The 19235-nt window shown below is 69.6% G+C and carries 19 protein-coding genes and 1 riboswitch; of the genes, 14 read left to right on the top strand and 5 right to left on the bottom strand.

The features are described from left to right. The first annotated feature begins 86 nt into the window (after positions 1-86). The 5 genes from AB0J16_RS42135 (at position 87) to AB0J16_RS42115 (ending at position 6599) form a co-directional block, all read left to right on the top strand. The gene (locus AB0J16_RS42135) at positions 87-1604 is read left to right on the top strand and encodes a sensor histidine kinase (protein WP_358550657.1); all 1518 of its coding nucleotides are present in this window, start codon (positions 87-89) and stop codon (positions 1602-1604) included. Further along, positions 1601-2266: a response regulator gene (locus tag AB0J16_RS42130; RefSeq protein ID WP_358550655.1), complete on the top strand. Its 666-nt coding sequence runs from the start codon at positions 1601-1603 to the stop codon at positions 2264-2266. Before AB0J16_RS42135 ends, AB0J16_RS42130 begins: the two co-directional genes overlap by 4 nt. 72 nt (positions 2267-2338) lie before the next feature. Next, a complete protein-coding gene (locus AB0J16_RS42125) occupies positions 2339-4375 on the top strand; it encodes an N-acetylneuraminate synthase family protein (protein WP_358550653.1) in 2037 nt (678 codons plus the stop codon). Positions 4376-4383: 8 nt separating this feature from the next. Further along, positions 4384-5364, top strand: coding sequence for a glycosyltransferase family 2 protein (locus AB0J16_RS42120; RefSeq protein WP_358550651.1), 981 nt, complete (start codon positions 4384-4386; stop codon positions 5362-5364). Then, positions 5361-6599: an alpha-2,8-polysialyltransferase family protein gene (locus AB0J16_RS42115; protein WP_358550649.1), complete on the top strand. Its 1239-nt coding sequence runs from the start codon at positions 5361-5363 to the stop codon at positions 6597-6599. Before AB0J16_RS42120 ends, AB0J16_RS42115 begins: the two co-directional genes overlap by 4 nt. 87 nt (positions 6600-6686) lie before the next feature. Here the strand turns inward: AB0J16_RS42115 and AB0J16_RS42110 are convergent, their stop codons facing one another. From AB0J16_RS42110 to AB0J16_RS42100, 3 genes are all read right to left on the bottom strand, one after another. After that, on the bottom strand, positions 6687-7847 hold the full coding sequence (locus AB0J16_RS42110) for a DUF6716 putative glycosyltransferase (protein ID WP_358550692.1): 1161 nt from the start codon (positions 7845-7847) through the stop codon (positions 6687-6689). 173 nt (positions 7848-8020) lie between these two features. After that, complete coding sequence (locus tag AB0J16_RS42105; protein WP_358550647.1) at positions 8021-8941, bottom strand: hypothetical protein; 921 nt, start codon at positions 8939-8941, stop codon at positions 8021-8023. Between the two features lie 121 nt (positions 8942-9062). Next, complete coding sequence (locus AB0J16_RS42100; protein ID WP_358550645.1) at positions 9063-10292, bottom strand: transposase; 1230 nt, start codon at positions 10290-10292, stop codon at positions 9063-9065. 137 nt (positions 10293-10429) lie between these two features. Here AB0J16_RS42100 and AB0J16_RS42095 point away from each other — a divergent pair, with 137 nt between their 5' ends. From AB0J16_RS42095 to AB0J16_RS42080, 4 genes are all read left to right on the top strand, one after another. Beyond that, a complete protein-coding gene (locus AB0J16_RS42095) occupies positions 10430-11257 on the top strand; it encodes an aldo/keto reductase (protein ID WP_358550643.1) in 828 nt (275 codons plus the stop codon). Positions 11258-11276: 19 nt separating this feature from the next. Next, positions 11277-12230: a Gfo/Idh/MocA family oxidoreductase gene (locus tag AB0J16_RS42090; RefSeq protein ID WP_358550641.1), complete on the top strand. Its 954-nt coding sequence runs from the start codon at positions 11277-11279 to the stop codon at positions 12228-12230. A 118-nt stretch (positions 12231-12348) separates the two neighbouring features. Then, positions 12349-12487, top strand: a riboswitch (cyclic di-AMP (ydaO/yuaA leader). Between the two features lie 12 nt (positions 12488-12499). After that, positions 12500-13180: a CHAP domain-containing protein gene (locus tag AB0J16_RS42085; protein WP_358550639.1), complete on the top strand. Its 681-nt coding sequence runs from the start codon at positions 12500-12502 to the stop codon at positions 13178-13180. A 246-nt stretch (positions 13181-13426) separates the two neighbouring features. Continuing rightward, on the top strand, positions 13427-13591 hold the full coding sequence (locus AB0J16_RS42080) for a hypothetical protein (RefSeq protein WP_214641500.1): 165 nt from the start codon (positions 13427-13429) through the stop codon (positions 13589-13591). Positions 13592-13792: 201 nt separating this feature from the next. Here the strand turns inward: AB0J16_RS42080 and AB0J16_RS42075 are convergent, their stop codons facing one another. Next, positions 13793-14107, bottom strand: coding sequence for a hypothetical protein (locus AB0J16_RS42075; RefSeq protein ID WP_358550637.1), 315 nt, complete (start codon positions 14105-14107; stop codon positions 13793-13795). A 243-nt stretch (positions 14108-14350) separates the two neighbouring features. Between AB0J16_RS42075 and AB0J16_RS42070 the strand changes: the two genes are divergently transcribed. The 4 genes from AB0J16_RS42070 to AB0J16_RS42055 all read left to right on the top strand — a co-directional run bounded on the left by AB0J16_RS42070 (position 14351) and on the right by AB0J16_RS42055 (position 18047). Further along, a complete protein-coding gene (locus AB0J16_RS42070; protein WP_358550635.1) occupies positions 14351-14527 on the top strand; it encodes a hypothetical protein in 177 nt (58 codons plus the stop codon). A 388-nt stretch (positions 14528-14915) separates the two neighbouring features. Further along, on the top strand, positions 14916-15554 hold the full coding sequence (locus AB0J16_RS42065; protein ID WP_358550633.1) for a DUF1963 domain-containing protein: 639 nt from the start codon (positions 14916-14918) through the stop codon (positions 15552-15554). Between the two features lie 305 nt (positions 15555-15859). Beyond that, the gene (locus AB0J16_RS42060) at positions 15860-17134 is read left to right on the top strand and encodes a serine hydrolase domain-containing protein (RefSeq protein ID WP_358550631.1); all 1275 of its coding nucleotides are present in this window, start codon (positions 15860-15862) and stop codon (positions 17132-17134) included. A 133-nt stretch (positions 17135-17267) separates the two neighbouring features. Continuing rightward, complete coding sequence (locus AB0J16_RS42055) at positions 17268-18047, top strand: MerR family transcriptional regulator (RefSeq protein ID WP_358550629.1); 780 nt, start codon at positions 17268-17270, stop codon at positions 18045-18047. 21 nt (positions 18048-18068) lie between these two features. On the opposite strand, the gene AB0J16_RS42050 is transcribed toward AB0J16_RS42055, so the two are convergent. Beyond that, a complete protein-coding gene (locus tag AB0J16_RS42050) occupies positions 18069-18242 on the bottom strand; it encodes a hypothetical protein (protein WP_358550627.1) in 174 nt (57 codons plus the stop codon). Between the two features lie 498 nt (positions 18243-18740). Here AB0J16_RS42050 and AB0J16_RS42045 point away from each other — a divergent pair, with 498 nt between their 5' ends. Further along, a complete protein-coding gene (locus tag AB0J16_RS42045) occupies positions 18741-19172 on the top strand; it encodes a YciI family protein (protein WP_358550690.1) in 432 nt (143 codons plus the stop codon). The last annotated feature ends 63 nt before the right edge of the window (positions 19173-19235 follow it).

Genomic DNA, 19235 nt, shown 5'->3' with positions numbered 1-19235 from the left:
TGGACGAGACTGCTAACCATGCGAATATGCGCTCTGTGGTGACGCAGGTCACCATTGCGTAAGTTTCGTACACTGAAGAGATTCCCATGAGCCGATGGACCCTGGCCGGCCAGATGCTGGCCCTGCAACTGTTCGTTGTCGTCCTCACCCTGGTGAGCGCCGCCACGCTCGTCTCCGTGCTGGCCGGCAACCTCGTCACGGCCGAGGCGGCGGCCCAGGCCAGGGCGGCGGCCACCACGGTGGCGGCCTCGCCCGACGTGCGGGCCGCGCTCGACGCTCCGTCGCCGAGCAGCCGCCTACAGCCGTTCGCCGAGCAGGTGCGTGCCCAGACGGGCGTCGACTTCGTCACCATCATGAAGCCCGACGGCACCCGCTACACCCACCCCAACCCGGCGGAGATCGGCAAACGCTTCCTCGGCCACATCGACCAGGCCCTGCGCGGGCAGACGTTCACGGAGACCTACACCGGCACGCTCGGCCCGTCCGTGCGGGCGGTCGCCCCGGTCCGCGCGAACGGCGCGACCGGCCCGGTGCGGGCGCTGGTCAGCGCGGGCATCAAGGTCGAGAGAGTGAGCGCCAGGCTGCGCGGCCTGCTCTTCTGGACCGGGCTCATCGCGCTGGTCGTGCTCGCTCTCGGTGCCGCCGGCACCTGGCTGGTGACCGCCCGGCTGCGCAGGCAGACCCACGGGCTCGGCCCGGCCGAGCTGGGCCGCATCCACGAGCACCACGACGCGGTGCTGCACGCCGTACGCGAGGGACTACTGCTGGTCGGCAAGGACGGCACGCTGACGCTCTGCAACGACGCCGCCCGGCAGCTGCTCGGCCTGCCCGCCGACGCCGAAGGGCGGCACCTGGACGAGCTGGGCCTGTCGGAAGTGCTGGACGCGGGCCAGGAGGAGCGGGTGCACCTGGTCGGCGACCGGGTGCTGGCCGTCAACGGCGCGGCCAGCAGGCTGGGCACGGTGGTGACCGTGCGGGATCACACCGAGCTGCAGGCACTGGCCGGGCAGCTGGACGCCGAGCGCGGGTTCGCCGAGTCGCTCAGGTCGGCCGCCCACGAGTCGGCCAACAAGCTGCACACGGTCATCACGCTGGTGGAGCTGGGCCGTACCGAGCAGGCCGTGGCGTTCGGCACCGCGGAGCTGCGCGCGGCGCAGCACCTGACGGACCGGGTGATGGGCGCGGTACGCGAGCCGGTCCTGGCCGCGCTGCTGCTGGGCAAGAGCGCGGAGGCGGCCGAACGCGGCGGCGAGCTGGTGATCAGCGAGGACAGCGAGCTGGACGATCTCGGCCTGGACGCCGGGGAGCTCGTCACGATCGTCGGCAACCTCATCGACAACGCGATCGACGCGGCGACGCGGGTCGAAGTGCTGCTGCGGTCCGGGCCGGACGGCTTCCTCATCAGGGTGGCCGACGACGGTCCCGGCCTGATCGCGCCGGACGCGTTCCGGAAGGGCTGGACCACCAAGGGCGACGGGCACGGCCTGGGCCTCGCGCTGGTCGGGCAGGCGGTGCGGCGGCTGGGCGGGTCGATCGAGGTGGAAGGCTCGGTGTTCACGGTGCGGCTGCCCGTGCCCGAGCCCGTACCGGAGTCGGTCCGATGATCTCGGTGCTGGTGGTGGAGGACGAGGAGATCACCGCCGAGGCCAACCGCATCTACGTGGCCCGGGTGCCGGGCTTCGAGGTGGCGGGCGTGGTGCGCTCGGGCGGGGAGGCGCTGCGGTTCCTGCGGCGCACGCCGGTCGATCTCATCCTGCTCGACCTGTACCTGCCCGACATGCCAGGGCTTGAGGTCTGCCGGGCCGTACGGGCGGGCGGGCTGCTGTGCGACGTGATCGCGGTCACCTCCGCGCGCGATCTGGCCATGGTGCGCTCGGCGGTGTCCCTGGGCATTTCCCAGTACCTCCTCAAGCCGTTCACCTTCTCGACACTTCACGAGAAGCTGACCCGCTACGCCCGGTTCAAGGAGGAGGCCGGCGAGATCGTCGGGCAGGGCGACGTGGACCGGGTGCTCGGCACCCTGCGCGGCCGCTCCGAGCTGCCGAAAGGCATGGCCCGCGACACCCTCGACGTGGTCGTCGCCGAGCTGCGCGGGCGCCCCGCGGGGATGTCGGCGCAGGCTGTGGGGTCGGCGGCCGGCGTCTCCCGGGTGACGGCACGCAGATACCTGGAACACCTGGTGGAGCTGGGGGTCGCGGTACGGATGCCACAGTACGGAGGAGTGGGCCGTCCAGAGTTGCTCTACCGGATCCCCCCGGAAAGTTAATAAAGGGGATGCTGCTCGTTCAATCCGTGCCTCTAGCTTCGGGATGCAATCCGTAAGCACTGAGGAGTCACGTTGCGAGTCCTGGCCGTTGTTCCCGCCCGCGGCGGTTCTGCGGGTGTTCCCCTGAAGAACCTCGCGCCGGTCGGTGGTATCCCCCTGGTCACCCGAGCCGTCCGCGCCGCGCTGCGCAGCGAGCTGATCGACCGGGTGGTGGTCAGCACCGACCACGCGGGAATCGCCGAGGCCGCCAAGGAGGCGGGCGCGCTCGTCGTGGACCGTCCGGAAGAGCTGAGCGGCTCGACCGCCTCCAGCGAGTCGGCGGTCCTGCACGCGCTCGACACGCTCGGCGAGGATCCGGAAGTGGTCGTGCTCGTGCAGTGCACCAGCGCGTTCATCGACTCCGAGGACCTGTCGGCGGCCGTGCGCAAGGTGCTCGACGGCGAGGCCGACGCGGTCGTGTCGGGCCTGCCGACGCACGAGTTCCTCTGGACCCCGGCCGGCGCCGGGATCAACCACGATCCCGCCTTCAGGCCGCGCAGGCAGGACCGTGAGCCGCAGTTCCGCGAGAACGGCGCGTTCTACGTCATGCGCGCCTCCGGACTGCGCGAGCACGGCCACCGCTTCTTCGGCACCATCGCCGTGCAGCCGGTGCCCGTGCGGCACGCGATCGAGATCGACGACCCCGAGGACCTGGAGCTGGCCCGCGCGCTGGCCCCGTTCGTGGACCTGCCCGAGCCGATCGACGTCGACGCGGTCATCACCGACTTCGACGGCGTGCACACCGACGACCGCGCCTATGTCGACTCCGACGGCCGCGAGATGGTGCTGGTCAGCCGCTCCGACGGGATGGGCATCGCGCTGCTGCGCCGCTCCGGGGTGAAGGTGCTGGTCATGTCGACCGAGCACAACCCGGTCGTGGCCGCCCGCGCCCGCAAGCTGGGCGTGCCCGTGCTGCAGGGCATCGCCGAGAAGCGGGTCGTGCTGCGCGACTGGCTGACGATCGAGGGCCTTGACCCGGCCCGCGTCGCCTACGTGGGCAACGACGTCAACGACCTGGGCCCGATGGCCGAGGTGGGCTGGCCGATCGCGGTGCCCGACGCGCACCCGCGGGTCCGGGCGGCCGCCAGGGTCGTGCTGTCCAAGCCGGGCGGCGAGGGTGCCGTACGCGAGCTGTGCGACCGGGTCGTGGCGGCCCGGCCCGAGGAGCCCACGCCCGAGGTCAGGCAGCGGCCCAGGTTCGGCCCGGTGGCGGTCGGCGAGGTGCTGGTCGGCGACGGCGAGCCCGTCTACGTCATCGGCGAGATCGGCATCAACCACAACGGCGACCTCGACCTGGCCCGCCGGCTCATCGACGTGGCGGCCGACGCGGGCTGCCAGGCGGTGAAGTTCCAGAAGCGCACCCCGGCCATCTGCGTGCCTGAGGCGCAGAAGGGGCAGATCAGGCAGACGCCCTGGGGCGAGATGACCTATCTGGAGTACAAGGAGCGGACCGAGTTCGGGTACGACGAGTATCGCCAGATCGCCAAGTACTGCGACGAGCGCGGCCTGCACTGGTTCGCCTCGCCGTGGGACGTGCCCTCCATCGACTTCCTCGAAGAGATGGACGTCGTGGCGCACAAGATCGCCTCGGCCAGCGTCGCCGACCACGAGCTGCTGCGCGCCCTCGCGGCGACGGGCAAGCCGCTGATGCTGTCGACCGGCATGTCCACGCTCTCCGAGATCGACCAGGCCGTCGAGATCCTCGGCACCGACAAACTGATCATGATGCACGCCACCTCCACCTACCCTCTCCCTCCGGAGGAGGCGAACCTGCGCACGATCACCACCCTCAAGGAGCGCTACGGCGTGCCCGTCGGCTACTCCGGGCACGAGCGCGGCCTGCAGATCTCGCTGGCCGCGGTGACGCTCGGCGCGGTCTGCGTGGAGCGGCACATCACGCTCGACCGGACCATGTGGGGCTCCGACCACGCCGCGTCGCTGGAGCCGTCGGGTCTGGAGCACCTGGTGCGCGACATCCGGATCATCGAGCAGGCGATGGGCGACGGCGTCAAGCGCGTCTTCCCCGGTGAGGAGGCCCCCAAGGCCCGCCTGCGTCGCGTCACCGTCTGAGCGCGATCTTGACCACTCTGTCCGTCATCGTGCCCGTGCGTGACGGCGAGCGTTTCATCGCCGACGCGCTCTCCTCGCTCTGCCGCAACGCCCGGCGCGACTTCGAGTTCATCGTCGTGGACGACGGGTCGGTGGACGCCACCGGCGCCATCGCCGATGACTTCCGCGCCGACCTGCCCGGCCTGTCCGTCCTGCGCAATCCGGCGCCGGTCGGGCTCGCCGACGCGCGCAACACCGGGCTGGCGGCCGCCTCGGGCCGGTACGTCACGTTCATGGACGGCGACGACTGGCTCGCCCCCGGCTACCTGGCCCGGCTCGTCGAGGCCATCGAGGGGCTCGGCTGTGACTTCGTCCGCGCCGACCACGTACAGGTCGAGGAACGTAAGCGGGTCGTGCACCGCGCTCCGCTGGCGCGGCGGGGCGTGGTGCTCAACCCTCGGGACGCGATCCTGCCCGCGAACGTGCGGACCATGGTCGACTATCCCTACGCCTGGGCCGGGATCTACCGGCGCTCGCTGCACGACCTGCTGCACTTCCCCGGCTCGCTGCACACCGCCGAGGACCGGCCGTGGATCTGGCGGCTGCACAGGGAGGCGGCCTCGTTCGCGGTGGTCTCCCTGGCCGGGGTGTTCTACCGGCGGATGGTGTCGGGGTCGCTCACGCGGGTGGGCGACGAGCGGCAGTTGCACTTCTTCGACGCCTTCGAGCTGGTGTTCAAGGACCTCGAGGAGGAGTTCCTGCCCAAGGCCGTACGGAACTTCTGCGCGCTGCTCGCCCACCACCTGGAGATCGCCGACCGCTTCACCCCGCAACTGCGCGCCCGGTTCGAGGAGCGCGGCGCGGAGATGGTGCGCACGCTGCCCACCGGCCTGGTGGCGGACGTGGTGTCGCGGATGTCCGTGGAACGCGAGGCCACCCTGCGGACGCTGCTGCCCGACCTCCCCCCGAACCCCCACGTGCGGCCGCGCCGCGAACGGGAGGACTCATGACGACCGTCTTCTACGCCTCGACGCTGTTCGGGGCGATGTCGCTGGCGGCCGGGATCGACGAGGGCCGCTTCGCCGAGGGACGCCGGGTCCTCATCGTGTCCAACAACGCGGCGATCCCCGAGGTGACCGTCCCGCTCGACCGGACGCCGGGCTTCGCGGTGCTGCGCTCCCGCTTCGACGAGATCCACTCGTGGAACGACCTGATCGCGCCACTGCACCCGTCGGACTGGAAGGCCCGCGTCATCGAGGTACCGATGATGGAGCGGCTGATCCGCGCCCAGCTGGGGCTCGACGACCCGGCCGAGCTGGTGCTGGAGTCGATCGCGGTGCCGCCCGCCCGGACGATCGCCGGGCTGGTGCGCGACTGCCCGATCACCGTCTACTCCGACGGCCTGATGAGCTACGGCCCGACCCGCGACCCGCTGCCCGCCGAGATCTTCCGCCGCATCACCCGCCTGCTGCACCTGGACCTCGTGCCGGGACTGGAGCCGCTCCTGCTCAGCGAGTACGGCGTGCCGGCCCAGATCCTGCCGGACGAGGCGTTCCTGGCGGTGGTCCGGCAGGTGGCGACGACCGCGCCGGACATGCTGGCCGGGCAGGCGATGATCCTCGGGCAGTACCTGTCCGCGCTGGAGATCGTCACGCCCGAGGAGGAGGCGGCGCTGCACGAGACGATGCTGCGCGGCCTGGTCGCCCGGGGCTACTCGACCGTCGTGTTCAAGCCGCACCCGGCGGCCGGGCGCCGGCACGCGCAGCTGCTCAGAGCCGCCGCCGAGCCGCTGGACGTGCGGTTGCTGGTCGCCGGGGAGAGCGTCCCGGCCGAGGTGTGCTTCTCGGCGCTGCGGCCCGAGCTGGTCGTGGGCTGCTTCTCGACCGGCCTGATCACGGCCGGGCGCTACTTCGGGCTGCCGGTGGCCTCGTACGGGACCGATCTGGTGCTGGAGCGGCTGGCCCCGTACGAGAACAGCAACCGGATGCCCGTCACGATCGTCGACGCGCTGCTGCCCCGCATGTCGGCGGACGGCACCATCGAGCCGGCGCCGCGCGGCTACCTGCGGGAGCTGGTACGGGCCGTGGGTTACTGCATGCAGGCCGAGACCTACCCGGAGCTGCGGCCGGTGGACTTCGACTTCGACCCGCGCTACTTCAAGCGCAAGCGCCTGGAGACGCTCGGGCTGACGGCCAAGCCCACGGCGCTGACGCGGCTGCGCCGCAAGATCCGCTCAGCGATCTGAACGGACGGCGCCCCCGGAGACATCCTCCGGGGGCAACGGCTTTTCACGGTTTTCCTGGGCAGCGGCTTCGGTTCCTAGGCAGCGGCTTCAGGACAGCGCCCGCAGATACCGGCGCATCCGCCGCTTGGCCCGGTAGCCGACGCGCAGCATGGTGGGCGGCACGTCCAGGCGCATCCTGGCCCGGCGGCGGGCGGCGGCGTGCTCCGGCCCGTCGAGCAGCGACCTGGCCGGAACCCGCGGGCCACCGGCCACCAGGCCGCCCAGCAGCCCGGCCCAGTCGTTGCGCTCCACCGGGTGGAAGTAGTTGGCCGCGCACCACCCGGCGTCGGCGGCGCGGAAGCCGCCACCGGCCAGCTCGTCGAGCGTGCCGAGCAGCCCGCTGTCCTCGAACACCAGGTTGATCATCTCCGCGCTCACGCCGAAGTCGCTCAGCACCAGCAGCGGCACGTCCTGCGCGATGGCCTCCAGCGCCGCCGTCGAGCTGACGGTCACGAACCCGGCCGCCTGGGCCAGCTGGTCGTGCATCGAGCCCGCCTCGAACGCCACCCGCCCCGGCTCGCCGAGCTCGCGCCAGAGCCGCTGGTAGTGGAAGCGCTCGTTGTGCGTCTGCCGCTCGTCCTCCAGGGCGCGCAGCTTCACCACCACGTCCAGGTCCGGGCGGCGGGCGGCCAGCTCGGCCAGGGACAGCAGGATGCGTTCGCGATCCTCGCGCTCACGCGGCACCTTGGCCTGGGTGGCGAACACCACCCGGTTCCCGCCGCCGCGCACGGCCCGCGGGCGCAGGAACGGCAGCCGGGCCAGCCCGACCGCCCCTCCCCCGCCGAGCTGGGCGGCGATCCCGCCGAACTCGGCCACTTCCCGCTCGCTGTGCACCACGAACAGATCGCACCCGCTGCGGAACAGCCACGCCTTCTCCGTCGCGGGCACCGAGATGCCTGGTAGCCCTGCCACGAACACCGGCCGCGGCCGCAGCCCGGCGAACACCTCGGCCACCAGCACGTCCACGACCGGCCCCGTACAGGCCACGATGATCGCGTCCGGCCGGGTCCGCTCGGCCAGACGCCGCACCGCCCGCGCCGGCATCAGCGGCGGCGCGGGACGCCCGCCCACGGCGGCGGCGATCTGCTCGGGCGAGGGCGCGATCGGCGTGCGCACCACCGCGAGGTCCGTCTCGCAGCCGGGTGGCAGGTCGTCGAGCAGGCAGGCCGCCCACTTCAGGTATGAGTCGGAGTCGGCCACGGCCAGCACTCTCAAGTGGTCACTCCAGTCAATACGGGCAAACGCCCAGTCGTATGGGTTGAACGCCCGTCTTAACCGGCCGTTCCAGTCATGTACGGAGTAAGCCGGTCACCCGGCCACTCCGATCAGCCGCGGGATGAGCCGGTCACCCGGCGACTCCCATCAGCGGCGAGATAAGCCGATCATCCGGCGACTCCGGTCAGATGGGAACGCAGGTCGGGGGCCGCCCTGCTGGTCCACCAGTCGTCCGGCACGTCCACCGCCTCGACCGCGACGCCGCGCGGGCCGAGCAGCACGCGCAGCGAGGTGATCGCGGTGGACGGCAGGCTGAGCACCCGCTGGGCGGGGTCGAGGCCGCGCAGTGTCAGCTCGGCCGGCACGCCGGCGTCGTGCACGGTGATCTCGGGCCGCTCGCGGATGACCGCCACGTCGGCGGGGTCCTCGCGGCGATGCGGGAAGTAGGCGAGCGGCTCCTCGGCGGCCCGCTCCATCAGCCAGCTCAGGTAGCGGTCGCGATGGACCAGTCCGTTCCTGACCAGGGAGGTGCCGAGCACGACGGTCCGCTCGGCCGGTCCTGGCCCGTTCAGCGGCTGCTCGCGCAGCCAGCCGAAGTCGTGGCGGACCAGGTCGACGCCCGCCGCGCGGACGGCCGCCGCCAGCTCGTCGGTCACCGGCAGCGCGGTGAAGACCGACACCCGGCTCGCGCGCAGCCTGATCGCCGCCGCCAGCCCCAGGGCCGCGCGCAGCTTTCCCGGGTGGGCGCGCGCCCGCAACAGCGGTTTGTACGGCCCTTCGGCTAGCAGAGACAGCAACCGGAGCGTGGCCAGCCCGTCATCGACGATCACGATGCGGCCCGGATGGGAGACGAGCCAGCGCAGCTGAACCCGGCCGGAGAAGGCGTCGCCGACGGCGTGCGGGGAGCGCGGCATGCGCTCGCGCGGCTCGGCCAGCTCCAGCCCCTCGGGCAGCGCCAGGCCGGACAGCTCCCGGCGGGTGGCCTTGAGCGCTCGCAGCCCGGCACGCGGCACGACGACCGTGGCAGGCCCCAGCAGCCCAGCGCGGTGCGCCTCTATGGCGCACAGCATCTGAAGCGGGGACTCCACCCAGGCCGACGCCTGTTTGCCCACTCTGTTACCCCCGCGGGGTGATAGCCCGATCACGACCGCTTCAAGCTAGCCCGGCCGCCTTAAGCCGCCAGAAACGGGACATGAACAATGGAACCCATCAACTACCACTGGTTGAAGCTGGTGGTTTGCTCTCACGGTCCCGTCTGGTTGAAGGGAGGCCGGTAGCGTGTGGCTGGTTGATGGCAGCCCAGCCCGCAGCGCCGCGTGTGGCGATGTTGCGGGCCGCGATGTGGTCGGCGTGCCCAGCGAGGCCACACCTGGTGCAGACGAACCGGCCCCGCGCCGGTCGGTTCGCCCTGCTGATGTTCCCGCAGTTCGGACACGCCTGCGAGGTGTAGGCGGGGTCGACCAGCACGAAGGCGACCCCCGTCCGGGCGGCCTTGTAGCGGGTGAACGTGGTCTGCTGGGCGAAGGCCCAGCTGTGCAGGGTGCGCCGCTGGAACCGGTGAGCCCTTACCCGCCCGCGGATACCCTGCAGATCCTCCAAGGCGACCCCGCGACCGGTGCGTTCGGCTTCACGCACCACATGCTTGCTGATCTGGTGGTTGAGGTCGGTCATCATCCGATGCTCACGACCGGACAGACGGCGCAGCACCCGCCGCGCCGCCGACGTGCCCTTCTTCTGCAACCGGCGGCGTTGCCGGTGCCGCCGCTCCCGCAGGGTTCGGACGTGGCCGTTGCCACCGACCGGCCCCGGCAGCGCCGGTCCGGGCAGCACCGCACCGTCGGAGGTGACCGCAAGGTTCGCCACCCCTTGATCCACCCCCACAAATCCGTGAACCGGCTCACGCACCGCCGGTCGGGGCAGGGTGAGCGCGACCTGCAGCAGCCACACGCCGCGTCGGCAGACCAGGTCGGCCTCGCCGAGCGGCAGCGTGTCGATGGCTTTGAGGTCTTCTGGGCGGCCGGTGTAGGGGGCGGTGACGCGGCCGGTGGGGGTCCACAGCGACACGGTGCGGGCGTCACGGTTGAAGCTCATCAGCCGGGCGTCGTAGGGGACGGCGCCGTGCGGGCGGAAGATGTGGGCGCGTTTCTTGCTGGCGCGCCGGTTGGCATAGGCGCCGGCCACCCGGGCGATCGCCCGCACAGCCGCTTGCGCACCCAGCCCGGCCACCTGCCCGCGCACCTCGTAGTAGGCCAGCCGATGCAACTCCACCACCGCGAACGTGCGGTGCTGCCAGGCCAGGCGGGAGACAACAGTGGCCGCCTTATTACACAACAGCACCGCCGCCGCCAGCGCCTCCGCCTGGGCCGGAGTGGGCGTGAGCCGCAGTTGCACGATCGTGGGCAGGCCGTGTCGTTTGGCGGTGGAGCGGCGGATCGCCATCGCGCACCTCCTGTCACAGCAGCCCCACCCACCGCAGACATTACCGAACGTGACCAAGCCTTTCCACACTGTTTTCGAAAGGAGGAGTGGCGCTTCCTCCCGGCCCCGAAGGACCGGGTCTCCGCGCCACCATTCAGATGAACTCCCTACTACTCAACAGCGACGGCGTGCAGGTGCCGCAGCTCGGGTTCGGCGTCTGGCAGGTGCCGGACGACGAGGCCGAACAGGTCGTGACGGCCGCTCTGGAGGCCGGTTACCGCCACATCGACACCGCCAGCGCGTACGGGAACGAGGAGGGCGTCGGCCGGGCCGTACGCGCCTCGGGGATCCCGCGCGAGAAGCTGTTCGTCACCACCAAGCTCTTCAACAACGACCACGAGCGGGCGGAGGAGGCGTTCGACGAGAGCCTGTCCCGGCTCGGGCTCGACTACGTGGACCTGTACCTGATCCACTGGCCGGTGCCGTCGCAGGACAAGTACCTCCAGGCGTGGCGCGGCCTGGAGAAGATCTACCGTCAAGGCCGGGCGAAGGCGATCGGTGTGTCCAATTTCACCCCTGAGACGCTCACCCGGGTGATCGACGAGGCGGACATCACTCCGGCCATCAATCAGATCGAGCTGCACCCGCACTTCCAGCAACGGCAGATGCGGCAGTTCCACGAGGACAACGGCATCCTCACGGAGGCGTGGAGCCCGCTGGGGCAGGGCAAGGGCCTGCTCGGCGACCCGGCGCTCGCCGTGCTGTCGGAGAAGCACGCCAGGACGCCCGCGCAGATCGTGCTGCGCTGGCACATCCAGCTCGGCAACGTGGTGATCCCCAAATCGGTCACGCCGGCGCGGATCAAAGAGAACTTCGAGGTGTTCGACTTCGTCCTCGACACCGAGGACATGGCGGCCATCGGCGCGCTGAACCAGGAGAACGGCCGCATCGGCCCCAACCCGGACACTTTCGCCTGGATGGGGTGATTCCCTACGATCTTTCCTCATGAAGGATCTCTCATGGGGTATCGCGGCCACGGGTGTCATCGCCGCAAAGGTCGGGGCGGTCATCGCCGCTGAGCCGGGGATGCGGGTGGCCGCCGTCGGTTCGCGCGACCTCGGCCGCGCGCGGGCGCTGGCCTCGGAACTGGGCGCCGAGTCGGCGTACGGCTCGTACGCGGAGCTGTGCGCCGACCCCGGCGTCGACGCGGTCTACGTGGCGACCCCGCACGCCCAGCACCTGGAGGTCGCCGAGGCGGCGATCGCGGCGGGCAAGGCGGTGTTGTGCGAGAAGCCGCTCGCCGCGTCCGTCGCCGACGCCGAGCGGATGGTCCAGCTCGCCCGCGATGCCGGGGTGTTTCTGATGGAAGCCATGTGGACCCGGTTCAATCCGCTCATCCAGCGGGTGGCCGGCGATCCCCGGTTCGGGGAGATCCGCTCGGTCCAGGCGTCGTTCGGCTTCAAGGCTCCCTACGATCCCGCGCACCGGCTGTGGGCGCCGGAGCTGGGCGGCGGGGCGCTGCTCGACCTGGGCGTCTACTCGTTCGGGCTGGCGCAGCTGCTGCTCGGGATGCCCTCACGGATGCACGTCACGGGCTCGCTGGCGCCTTCAGGGGTGGACGCGGAGGCGGGCGGGGTGCTGGTCTATCCGGGGGGCAGGCGGGCTCTGGTGGAGTGCTCGCTGCTGGGCCCGTACGCGAACGACGCCCTCGTGGTGGGCACCGACATGCGCGCCCACATCAAGGCGCCGTTCTGGGCGCCGGAGCGGGTCGTGCTGAGCGGGCCGTCGATGGAGACGGAGGAGCTCGAGCTCGATCCGGCGGACAACGGGTACGCCGGCGAGGTGCGCGAGGTACGGGACGCCATGGCCGAAGGCAGGACCGAATCCGCGATCATGCCACTTGACGAAAGCCTTGCCATGATGGGGCTTCTGGCCGACGCGAGGGAGCAGCTCTCTTAGCTGGCGATTCATCTATTTGTAAGACCCTTGCCTCTTGCATTACCTTTGTGGTCATATGAGGCATACGTCCGGTTTGTCCGTTCGTTGCCAGACCATCGCACAAAGGCATCACAGGACCGTCCTGTGACCGCTGAATCCGCCTCGCGCGGAACCGGGGACCCACCGTCCTTTGGGGTGTATCGGCACGTCACGTGCCGTAGGACAGCTTCCACGTCCGAACCCGTCAGCTAACCCGGTAAGCGGCATGGAAGCAAGGAGTTACCCCCTCGATGGCGAAGTCCCATCTTTTTCGCGCCACCAAGTCGACCTTTGCTCACGCCGTCCTCGGCGTGAGCGTCGCGGCCGCCGCACTCGCCGGCCAGTCCGCCGCCCACGCGGACACCGCCACCGCCCACGCCGCCGTGGCCCCGGCACACGCCGCCGCGAAGAGCCACCCGGAGAGCGAGATCAAGGCCAAGGCCACGGTCTCGCGGGTGTTGGCGCTGGCCAAGGCCCAGGTCGGCACCACTGAGAACGCCTACGGTGGCGGCACCAAGTTCCAGAAGTGGTACATGAACTCCCCGCGCGCCCTGGAGACCCTCAGGCGCGACGGCGGCACCCGGGCGGACTACCTGAACGCCGCCTGGTGCTCGATGTTCGTCTCGTGGGTCGGCGAGCAGTCCGGCGCGCGCAGCATGATCGGCTGGGACGCCTACACGGTCGAGCACGCGAAGTGGTTCGCCCACAACAACCACTGGGGCACGACCCCGAAGCCGGGCGCCGTGGTGTTCTTCTCGTGGGGCGGCAGCAAGAGCCTGGACGACATCGAGCACGTCGGTTTCGTCGTCAAGGACAACCACGACGGCACGATCTCCACGATCGAGGGCAACACCGGCAACGGCAGCGTCCAGCAGCGCGTCCGGCCGACGTCCCAGGTGGTCGGCTACGGCTACCCGAGCTACGGCGCCTGACGACTTCCTGACCGAGGGCTCTCCTGCCGACGAGCGCGCGTCCTTCTGGACGCGCGCTCGTCGGCGTCTCACGCTCCCGTACCGGCTGCCGAAAAGCCCACCACGTTGGGCTGAACAGCGCATGGCCGCCTTATCTGCCCATCAGACCGCAACCCCCCAAGTTTGGGGATGTCACGATCCTGCGATCACCTCAGACACTGACGGTGGCCGGACAGCGAGCCGGTTCTCGATACTGGAGGAGGGGACATGTCACCGACGACACAGCAGGACAACTGGCGCTTCTGTAACAAGTGCTACACCCTTTGGTGGAATGGCCGCCCCGACAACGGGCACTGCCCCGCAGGCGGCGCCCACGAGGGGCACGGCAGCTGGAACTTCTACCTCCCGGCGAACCCCGCCGAGCACATCTGACGCAAGGCCGGGCCCCCGGCCGACCTCCCCGCGACGCCACGGCTTCGCGGGGAGATCGGCGTTGGATCCCACAAGTCGGGAGGGAAGGGCGTCGACGATCCGCGCCGCGTACTCCTCTTCCTCGAAGTCGTTGTCCTGCCGCAGGCCGAGACAGAAGACCTAGCGCTCGGCGGCGACACGACGGGCGTGTCGGCGGGTGCCTCAGCAGCCGTCGGTCACGTAGCAGCCCTTCACCTTCCACCTGCCGCTGTAGTAGGCGCCGCTGGTGGCCTTGCTCGTGCTGCCTATGGAGACCAGGCTGCCCGGGATGTAGGAGCAGGACGAGGTGGAACAGAAGTACCCGTAGACCCGGAAATAGGTCTCAAGCCCGCTGGTGCACTTGACGCTCACGGAGTGGTCGCTGCTCGCGGTCTTCGAGCAGCCGCTCACCGCGGCCGCCTGGGAGGCGGTGCCGCCGATGAGGGCGGTGGCCCCGATAACAATGCCGGCGACGCTGGAAATGATCTTTTTCGTCATGGGCGTTCATGATCGCCCGACTGTGCCCCTCTTTTCAAGAGATCCCCACAGCAATCCGGAAATTTCTCGATCTTTGCGCAAGCGTGAGCAGCTGCTCGTTCGAGGTGATTGAGGAGGGCTGCGTGCCGGTGACGCTGCCCACGTCGGCGTACCGCTACTTCGCCGAACCGGCCTGGTAGCCGTGGCGACGCCTCACTTGGCCGGAAATTCGATGTCCGTGGCAGGCAGTACGTTCCATGGCCCATGAACCTCTATGAGCTCTTCGAGCACGGTGACGTTGCGGCGCTCACGACTCACCTGGAACAACAGCCGGACAGCGCCGGTGACGTGCTGCAGATGGCGGCGCAGAGCGAACGTCTTGACCTGCTGGAGTGCGTGTTATCTCACCGTCCGCCGGTGGGATCTCGATGTCGGGCTTGAGTACGCCGCACGACGCCGCGGCGCCGCCGCCTTCGTCCGGGTACTGCTCCCCGCCGGCGCCTCGCCGGCCGCGACCGGCAACCGCTCCCGTTGTGGGCCGCGCCAGGGCCGGTGCTGTGGAGAACTTGCAGCTTCTGCTCGCCGCTGGCGCTGACGTCAACGTGGTGACACCGACATTGCACCGCCCGCTCGACATCGCGGAAGACCTCGGCGATGCGACCATCATTCGTCAGCTGCGAGAACGCGGCGCCAAGGTCGTGGGGCCCGAAGAACTCAACCCTGATCAGGCGGCTCGGTCGCCGGGGCGATCGTCGAGTATGGCGGGATCGAGGATCACAAGCTGGCGCTCGCCCTGGGGCAGTGCATCACCTTCGACGTTCCGGAGGTTGTGCCACGGCTGATCGCCGCCGGTGTCGACTGCGACTCGCCGAAAACTACTATAAGGCACCACCGCTCGTGCGAGGCACCGCTCACATTCTTCGTCCAGATCGACCTTTCCCGCACACCGAAAGCCGCACGGGAAGCCTTCGGCCTGGGCCTGCTGCAATTGTTCCCCTGCACAACGTGCAACCCTTACCACCCGTTCTCCAGCGGTGATCTGGTGCGGATCGTCGACCCGGCCGGCGCGGTCACCCCCGTGAAGGAACCGGAAGGAGCACGTGTGCTCCCGGTACGGCCGATCATCGGCTGGGGCCGCGCGGCCAAGGACTATCCCTATCGCGAGGCCGACGAGCCGGCGCTGCTCCCCGACGAACGCGAGGTCGTATTCACACTCAACCGCCAGGGCGACAAACTCGGCGGCTGGCCGAGCTGGGCACAAGATCCCGACTACCCGCGCTGCCCCCATGGCGACCACCGAATGACACAGCCGATCCTGCAGATCGACTCCAACCATGGTGTCGCACACACGTGGGGCGACAACGGCGCGCTCAACCAGGGCAAACAGCCGTTGTCACCGAATGATCGTCAAGATCGCCTGGGGACGATCGGCGTACGCAGACGAATCGAATCTGCCCTGTGGGCTTGACCTTGACGCTGCGTCAGCCCTCCATGCTGGCTGTCATGAGCAGCCCTCCAACAAGCCATCGGGTCCGATTGGACGGGCCCCGGGAGGGTGCTGGAGCACCCCTCCGAGGCCGCGCGCGCTACAGCAGAGCGCGGTGAACGGAACCCGATCCGCGAAGTCGTCCGGGGAGGACCCTGTGGAGCTCGCCGAGGAGTCGCTTCGGAACCACCCGGAGGGTCAGCGGATCAGTCCGAGGGGAGCGGCTGACCAACGCCATCGATGGCGGTTCCCGGGCGACAAACCGTAACGAGAGAATGGATATCCCAATGACAGCCGATCAGGGCCGCGACAACGCCTCCGTGAGCGGCGGTGGTGATGACGATCTCGAGCACGGTGTAGAGGAAGGCTGGGGAAAGCTCGCTGACGCGTTCCGCGCGAACTTCGAGGCCCCCGGCGAGGTCGGCGCGGCGTGCAGCGTATACGTGGGCGGCCGCCCTGTCGCCAACCTGTGGGGCGGGCTCGCCGATCGCGAAGCGAACCGACCGTGGCGCAAAAACACCATCGTCCACGTCGCATCCACGACGAAGGGCGCTACCGCGATCTGTGCCCATCTGCTGGCACAGCGTGGTGAGCTGGATCTGGACGCTCCGGTGGCCCAGTACTGGCCGGAGTTCGGCGCCAACGGCAAGGAACAGATCAAAGTGCGCTGGCTGCTGTCGCACCAGGCCGGTCTGCCGCTCGTCGACGGACCGCTGACGTTCGAGCAGGCGTGCGCGTGGCATCCGGTCATCCGTGCGATCGAGGCGCAGAAGCCGCTGTGGCAGCCGGGCACCGAGCACGTCTACCACGCCGTCACGTTCGGGTTTCTGGTCGGGGAGGTCGTGCGCCGGATCTGCGGCAAGTCCCTGGGCACGTTCTTCGCCGAGGAGGTGGCCGCCCCGCTCGGGCTGAGCGCCTGGATCGGGCTGCCCCAGGAACACGAGGAACGGGTGGCCCGGCTCCACTACGCCGCTCCGTTCAGCGTGGAGGAGCTGCACGCCGGGATGATCGCGACGACCGGGCTCGATGCGGAGACGGTCACCGCATGGGTCGAATCGATGTGGAGTCCGGGTTCGATCCAGATGCGCGCCGGCGAGCTCGGCGGCGCCTTGGACAACGCGTCCGGGGAGTATGTGTTGACGCGTGCCTGGCGCGCGGCGGAGTTCCCGGCCGCGAACATGCTCGCGGACGCGCACTCGCTGGCGCGGATGTACGCCGCCACGGTCAGCGACGTCGACGGAGTGCGGCTGCTCGATCGGTCAACGGTCGAGAGGATGACAGCCGTCCAGACTGACAAGACGCGGATGTACGGACTGCCGCCGGGCCTGGACATCCCGGCCGACCGCTCCTTCTACATGTCCCTGGGGTTCTGGCGAGCATGCCCTCCGGCGCCGATGGTCGGGCCAGGGTCGTTCGGCCACCCGGGCTCCGGCGGATCGATCGCCCTCGGCGACCCCGATGCCGGTGTCGGTTTCGGCTACGTCACGAACCTCTGGAACTTCCGGCCCGACGACCCGCGGGCGTCGAACCTGGCCAAGGCCGTCCGGACCTGCCTTGGTTGAGACAGCCCGCGCGTGGAACTCCAGCCTCGCTTGGTGCGTCGGCATCCGCATCGTTGCCTACATCTCCTACCGTTGCAGGATCTCCTGAGCCGGCGTCGACCGGGTCTGGGCGAGTTGAGGGCAGGATCAAAACATGCTGACGATCGGTCAACTGGCGGCGTATGCCGGCGTCACAGTGCGGGCGGTGCGGCACTATCACCAGATCGGGCTACTGCCCGAGCCGGAGCGGGATGCCTCGGGTTACCGGCGGTACGGCGCGACGGCAGCCGTGTCCCTCATCAAGATCCGCACCCTCGCCAATGCCGACGTGCCACTGTCTCAAATCGGTCAGATGCTCGAAGCCGACGCATCGACCTTTGCCGAAGCGGTCCAAAAAATCGACAGCTACCTGCGCGAGGAGATCGAACGGCTTGAGACCAGCCGCAAGCAGATCGCGCAGCTCGGTGCCGGGGACCGTCTGGCGCTCCCGGCAGAGGTGACCTCCTATCTCGATCGGCTTCGGGAGATCGGGGCGTCAGAACGGATGGTGGAGGCTGAGCGGGACGGGTGGATCCTGGTTGCGGCTCGCTGGCCCGATCACATCCGCGAGGTTATGCCGTGGAAACTCACGCAGCTCGATGACCCCCAAATCGTTCGGCTCTATCGGGTCCTGTCGGAGATCTTGGAAAGCGGCGCAGGCGACGACCTGCGTCTCGAGGAAGCCGCCGACATCCTGGCCGGCCTGGCCGAGCAGGCGTACACCTCCGGCAAGATGGGGTACGACGATCTAGCATTTGACCTTATCGACGCACTTGCCGCCGAGTCCAACCCGCGGATGCTGGACCTGATGCGCGAGCGTGGCTGGGCCGGTTGGACCCGGCCGGAGCGGCTGGCGGAACCCCCGGCTAAACCGGGCGTCGACCGGCGGCAGTGATCGGTAACCGGCCCGATATCTTCACGGTGTCTTGGGCCAGCGGCGCGGCCAGGTGGCTCTCCACGCTTGGGCGGACGCGGTGGGCCTGCGCTGCTCGTCCTCCTGCTCGCCCACCGTCTGGTGATACGCCTCCCGCACGATCGCCTGCGTGGCTGCCCGCCGCATGCGCTCTTCGAAATCGTCGAGTTGCCGCACGGCGTCGGCCGCCTCCTGCGGGCCCGGCCAGCAGGCCGCGCAGTCCCTGCGGTCGCGGGGCGCCCGGTGCCGGACACGACGCGGGCAAGGGCTCCAGCAGCAACCGCATCACCATGCCAGCACTGTTGTGCGCCGTCCACGAGGAGGATGCCGTCGAATGCGGTCATGTGTTGGCCCCGCCAGTTCCAGACGCCGACCACCTCACCGGTCCGGCGGTCGAGCTCGACGATCTCTTTTTCGTGGAGTCGAATCGGACTACGGCGGTTCCCAAGCCCGGATCATGGCCAGGAAGCTGTCCGGGTCCTCACTTGGAACGTAGACCCCCTGTCCTTTCCGCCGCAGGCCCGAAGCCGCCAGAGGGCTGAAAGCGCCGGTCTTGGTTCGCGGTGTCGGTGACCGCTGCGACGTCTCCTGGTGAAGAATTTCTGCTCACGTGTCGTTTCGGGGCCTGACCGTTCGACGCGTTCGTGAGAGTGAAGGAGGCGGATCGTGAAGTTCATGATCGTAGGAAAGGCGAACGAGGCGACCGAGGCCGGCGAACTGCCCAGCCAGGAGCTCGTCGACGCGATGGGCGCCTACAACGAGAGCCTGGCCAAGGCGGGGGTGCTGCTGGCCGCCGAAGGGCTGTACCCCAGCTCCCACGGTGCGCAGATCGCCTACACCAAGGATGGCAAGGCGACGGTGCTCGACGGGCCGTTCGCCGAGGCCAAGGAGCTCATCGCCGGGTTCTGGCTGATCCAGGTCAAGTCCCGGGAAGAGGCCATCGAATGGGCCCTGCGAGTGCCGGTTCCCGGTGGGCATGAGGGGGTCGGGCTGGATGTCTGGCAGGTGTTCGACGCCGCCGACCTGCCGGACGAGTCGATGACCCCGGAGGCGGCCGAACGCGAGGCGGCATTGCGGGAGCGCCTGACGGGTTCCACCGAACGATAGAAGCCGACTGCCCGTCCGCGAGCCCAGCTCCCTGCTTATGGACCCAGCTCCCCGCTCGAGGAC

This window comes from Nonomuraea sp. NPDC049750 (assembly GCF_040659625.1).
Classification (GTDB): domain Bacteria; phylum Actinomycetota; class Actinomycetes; order Streptosporangiales; family Streptosporangiaceae; genus Nonomuraea.
The sequence above is the reverse complement of the archived record's forward strand: the minus strand, read 5'-3'. Positions and strand labels throughout refer to the sequence as shown.

What these genes read in the sequence shown, in the direction of transcription:
- AB0J16_RS42080 (WP_214641500.1), top strand. Translation starts at nt 13,427, where the DNA reads ATGTCACCGACGACACAGCAGGACAACTGGCGCTTCTGTAACAAGTGC.
- AB0J16_RS42070 (WP_358550635.1), top strand. Translation starts at nt 14,351, where the DNA reads ATGAACCTCTATGAGCTCTTCGAGCACGGTGACGTTGCGGCGCTCACG.
- AB0J16_RS42085 (WP_358550639.1), top strand. Translation starts at nt 12,500, where the DNA reads ATGGCGAAGTCCCATCTTTTTCGCGCCACCAAGTCGACCTTTGCTCAC.
- AB0J16_RS42115 (WP_358550649.1), top strand. Translation starts at nt 5,361, where the DNA reads ATGACGACCGTCTTCTACGCCTCGACGCTGTTCGGGGCGATGTCGCTG.
- AB0J16_RS42060 (WP_358550631.1), top strand. Translation starts at nt 15,860, where the DNA reads ATGACAGCCGATCAGGGCCGCGACAACGCCTCCGTGAGCGGCGGTGGT.
- AB0J16_RS42130 (WP_358550655.1), top strand. Translation starts at nt 1,601, where the DNA reads ATGATCTCGGTGCTGGTGGTGGAGGACGAGGAGATCACCGCCGAGGCC.
- AB0J16_RS42100 (WP_358550645.1), bottom strand. Translation starts at nt 10,292, where the DNA reads ATGGCGATCCGCCGCTCCACCGCCAAACGACACGGCCTGCCCACGATC.
- AB0J16_RS42055 (WP_358550629.1), top strand. Translation starts at nt 17,268, where the DNA reads ATGCTGACGATCGGTCAACTGGCGGCGTATGCCGGCGTCACAGTGCGG.
- AB0J16_RS42090 (WP_358550641.1), top strand. Translation starts at nt 11,277, where the DNA reads ATGAAGGATCTCTCATGGGGTATCGCGGCCACGGGTGTCATCGCCGCA.
- AB0J16_RS42045 (WP_358550690.1), top strand. Translation starts at nt 18,741, where the DNA reads ATGATCGTAGGAAAGGCGAACGAGGCGACCGAGGCCGGCGAACTGCCC.
- AB0J16_RS42135 (WP_358550657.1), top strand. Translation starts at nt 87, where the DNA reads ATGAGCCGATGGACCCTGGCCGGCCAGATGCTGGCCCTGCAACTGTTC.
- AB0J16_RS42095 (WP_358550643.1), top strand. Translation starts at nt 10,430, where the DNA reads ATGAACTCCCTACTACTCAACAGCGACGGCGTGCAGGTGCCGCAGCTC.
- AB0J16_RS42075 (WP_358550637.1), bottom strand. Translation starts at nt 14,107, where the DNA reads ATGACGAAAAAGATCATTTCCAGCGTCGCCGGCATTGTTATCGGGGCC.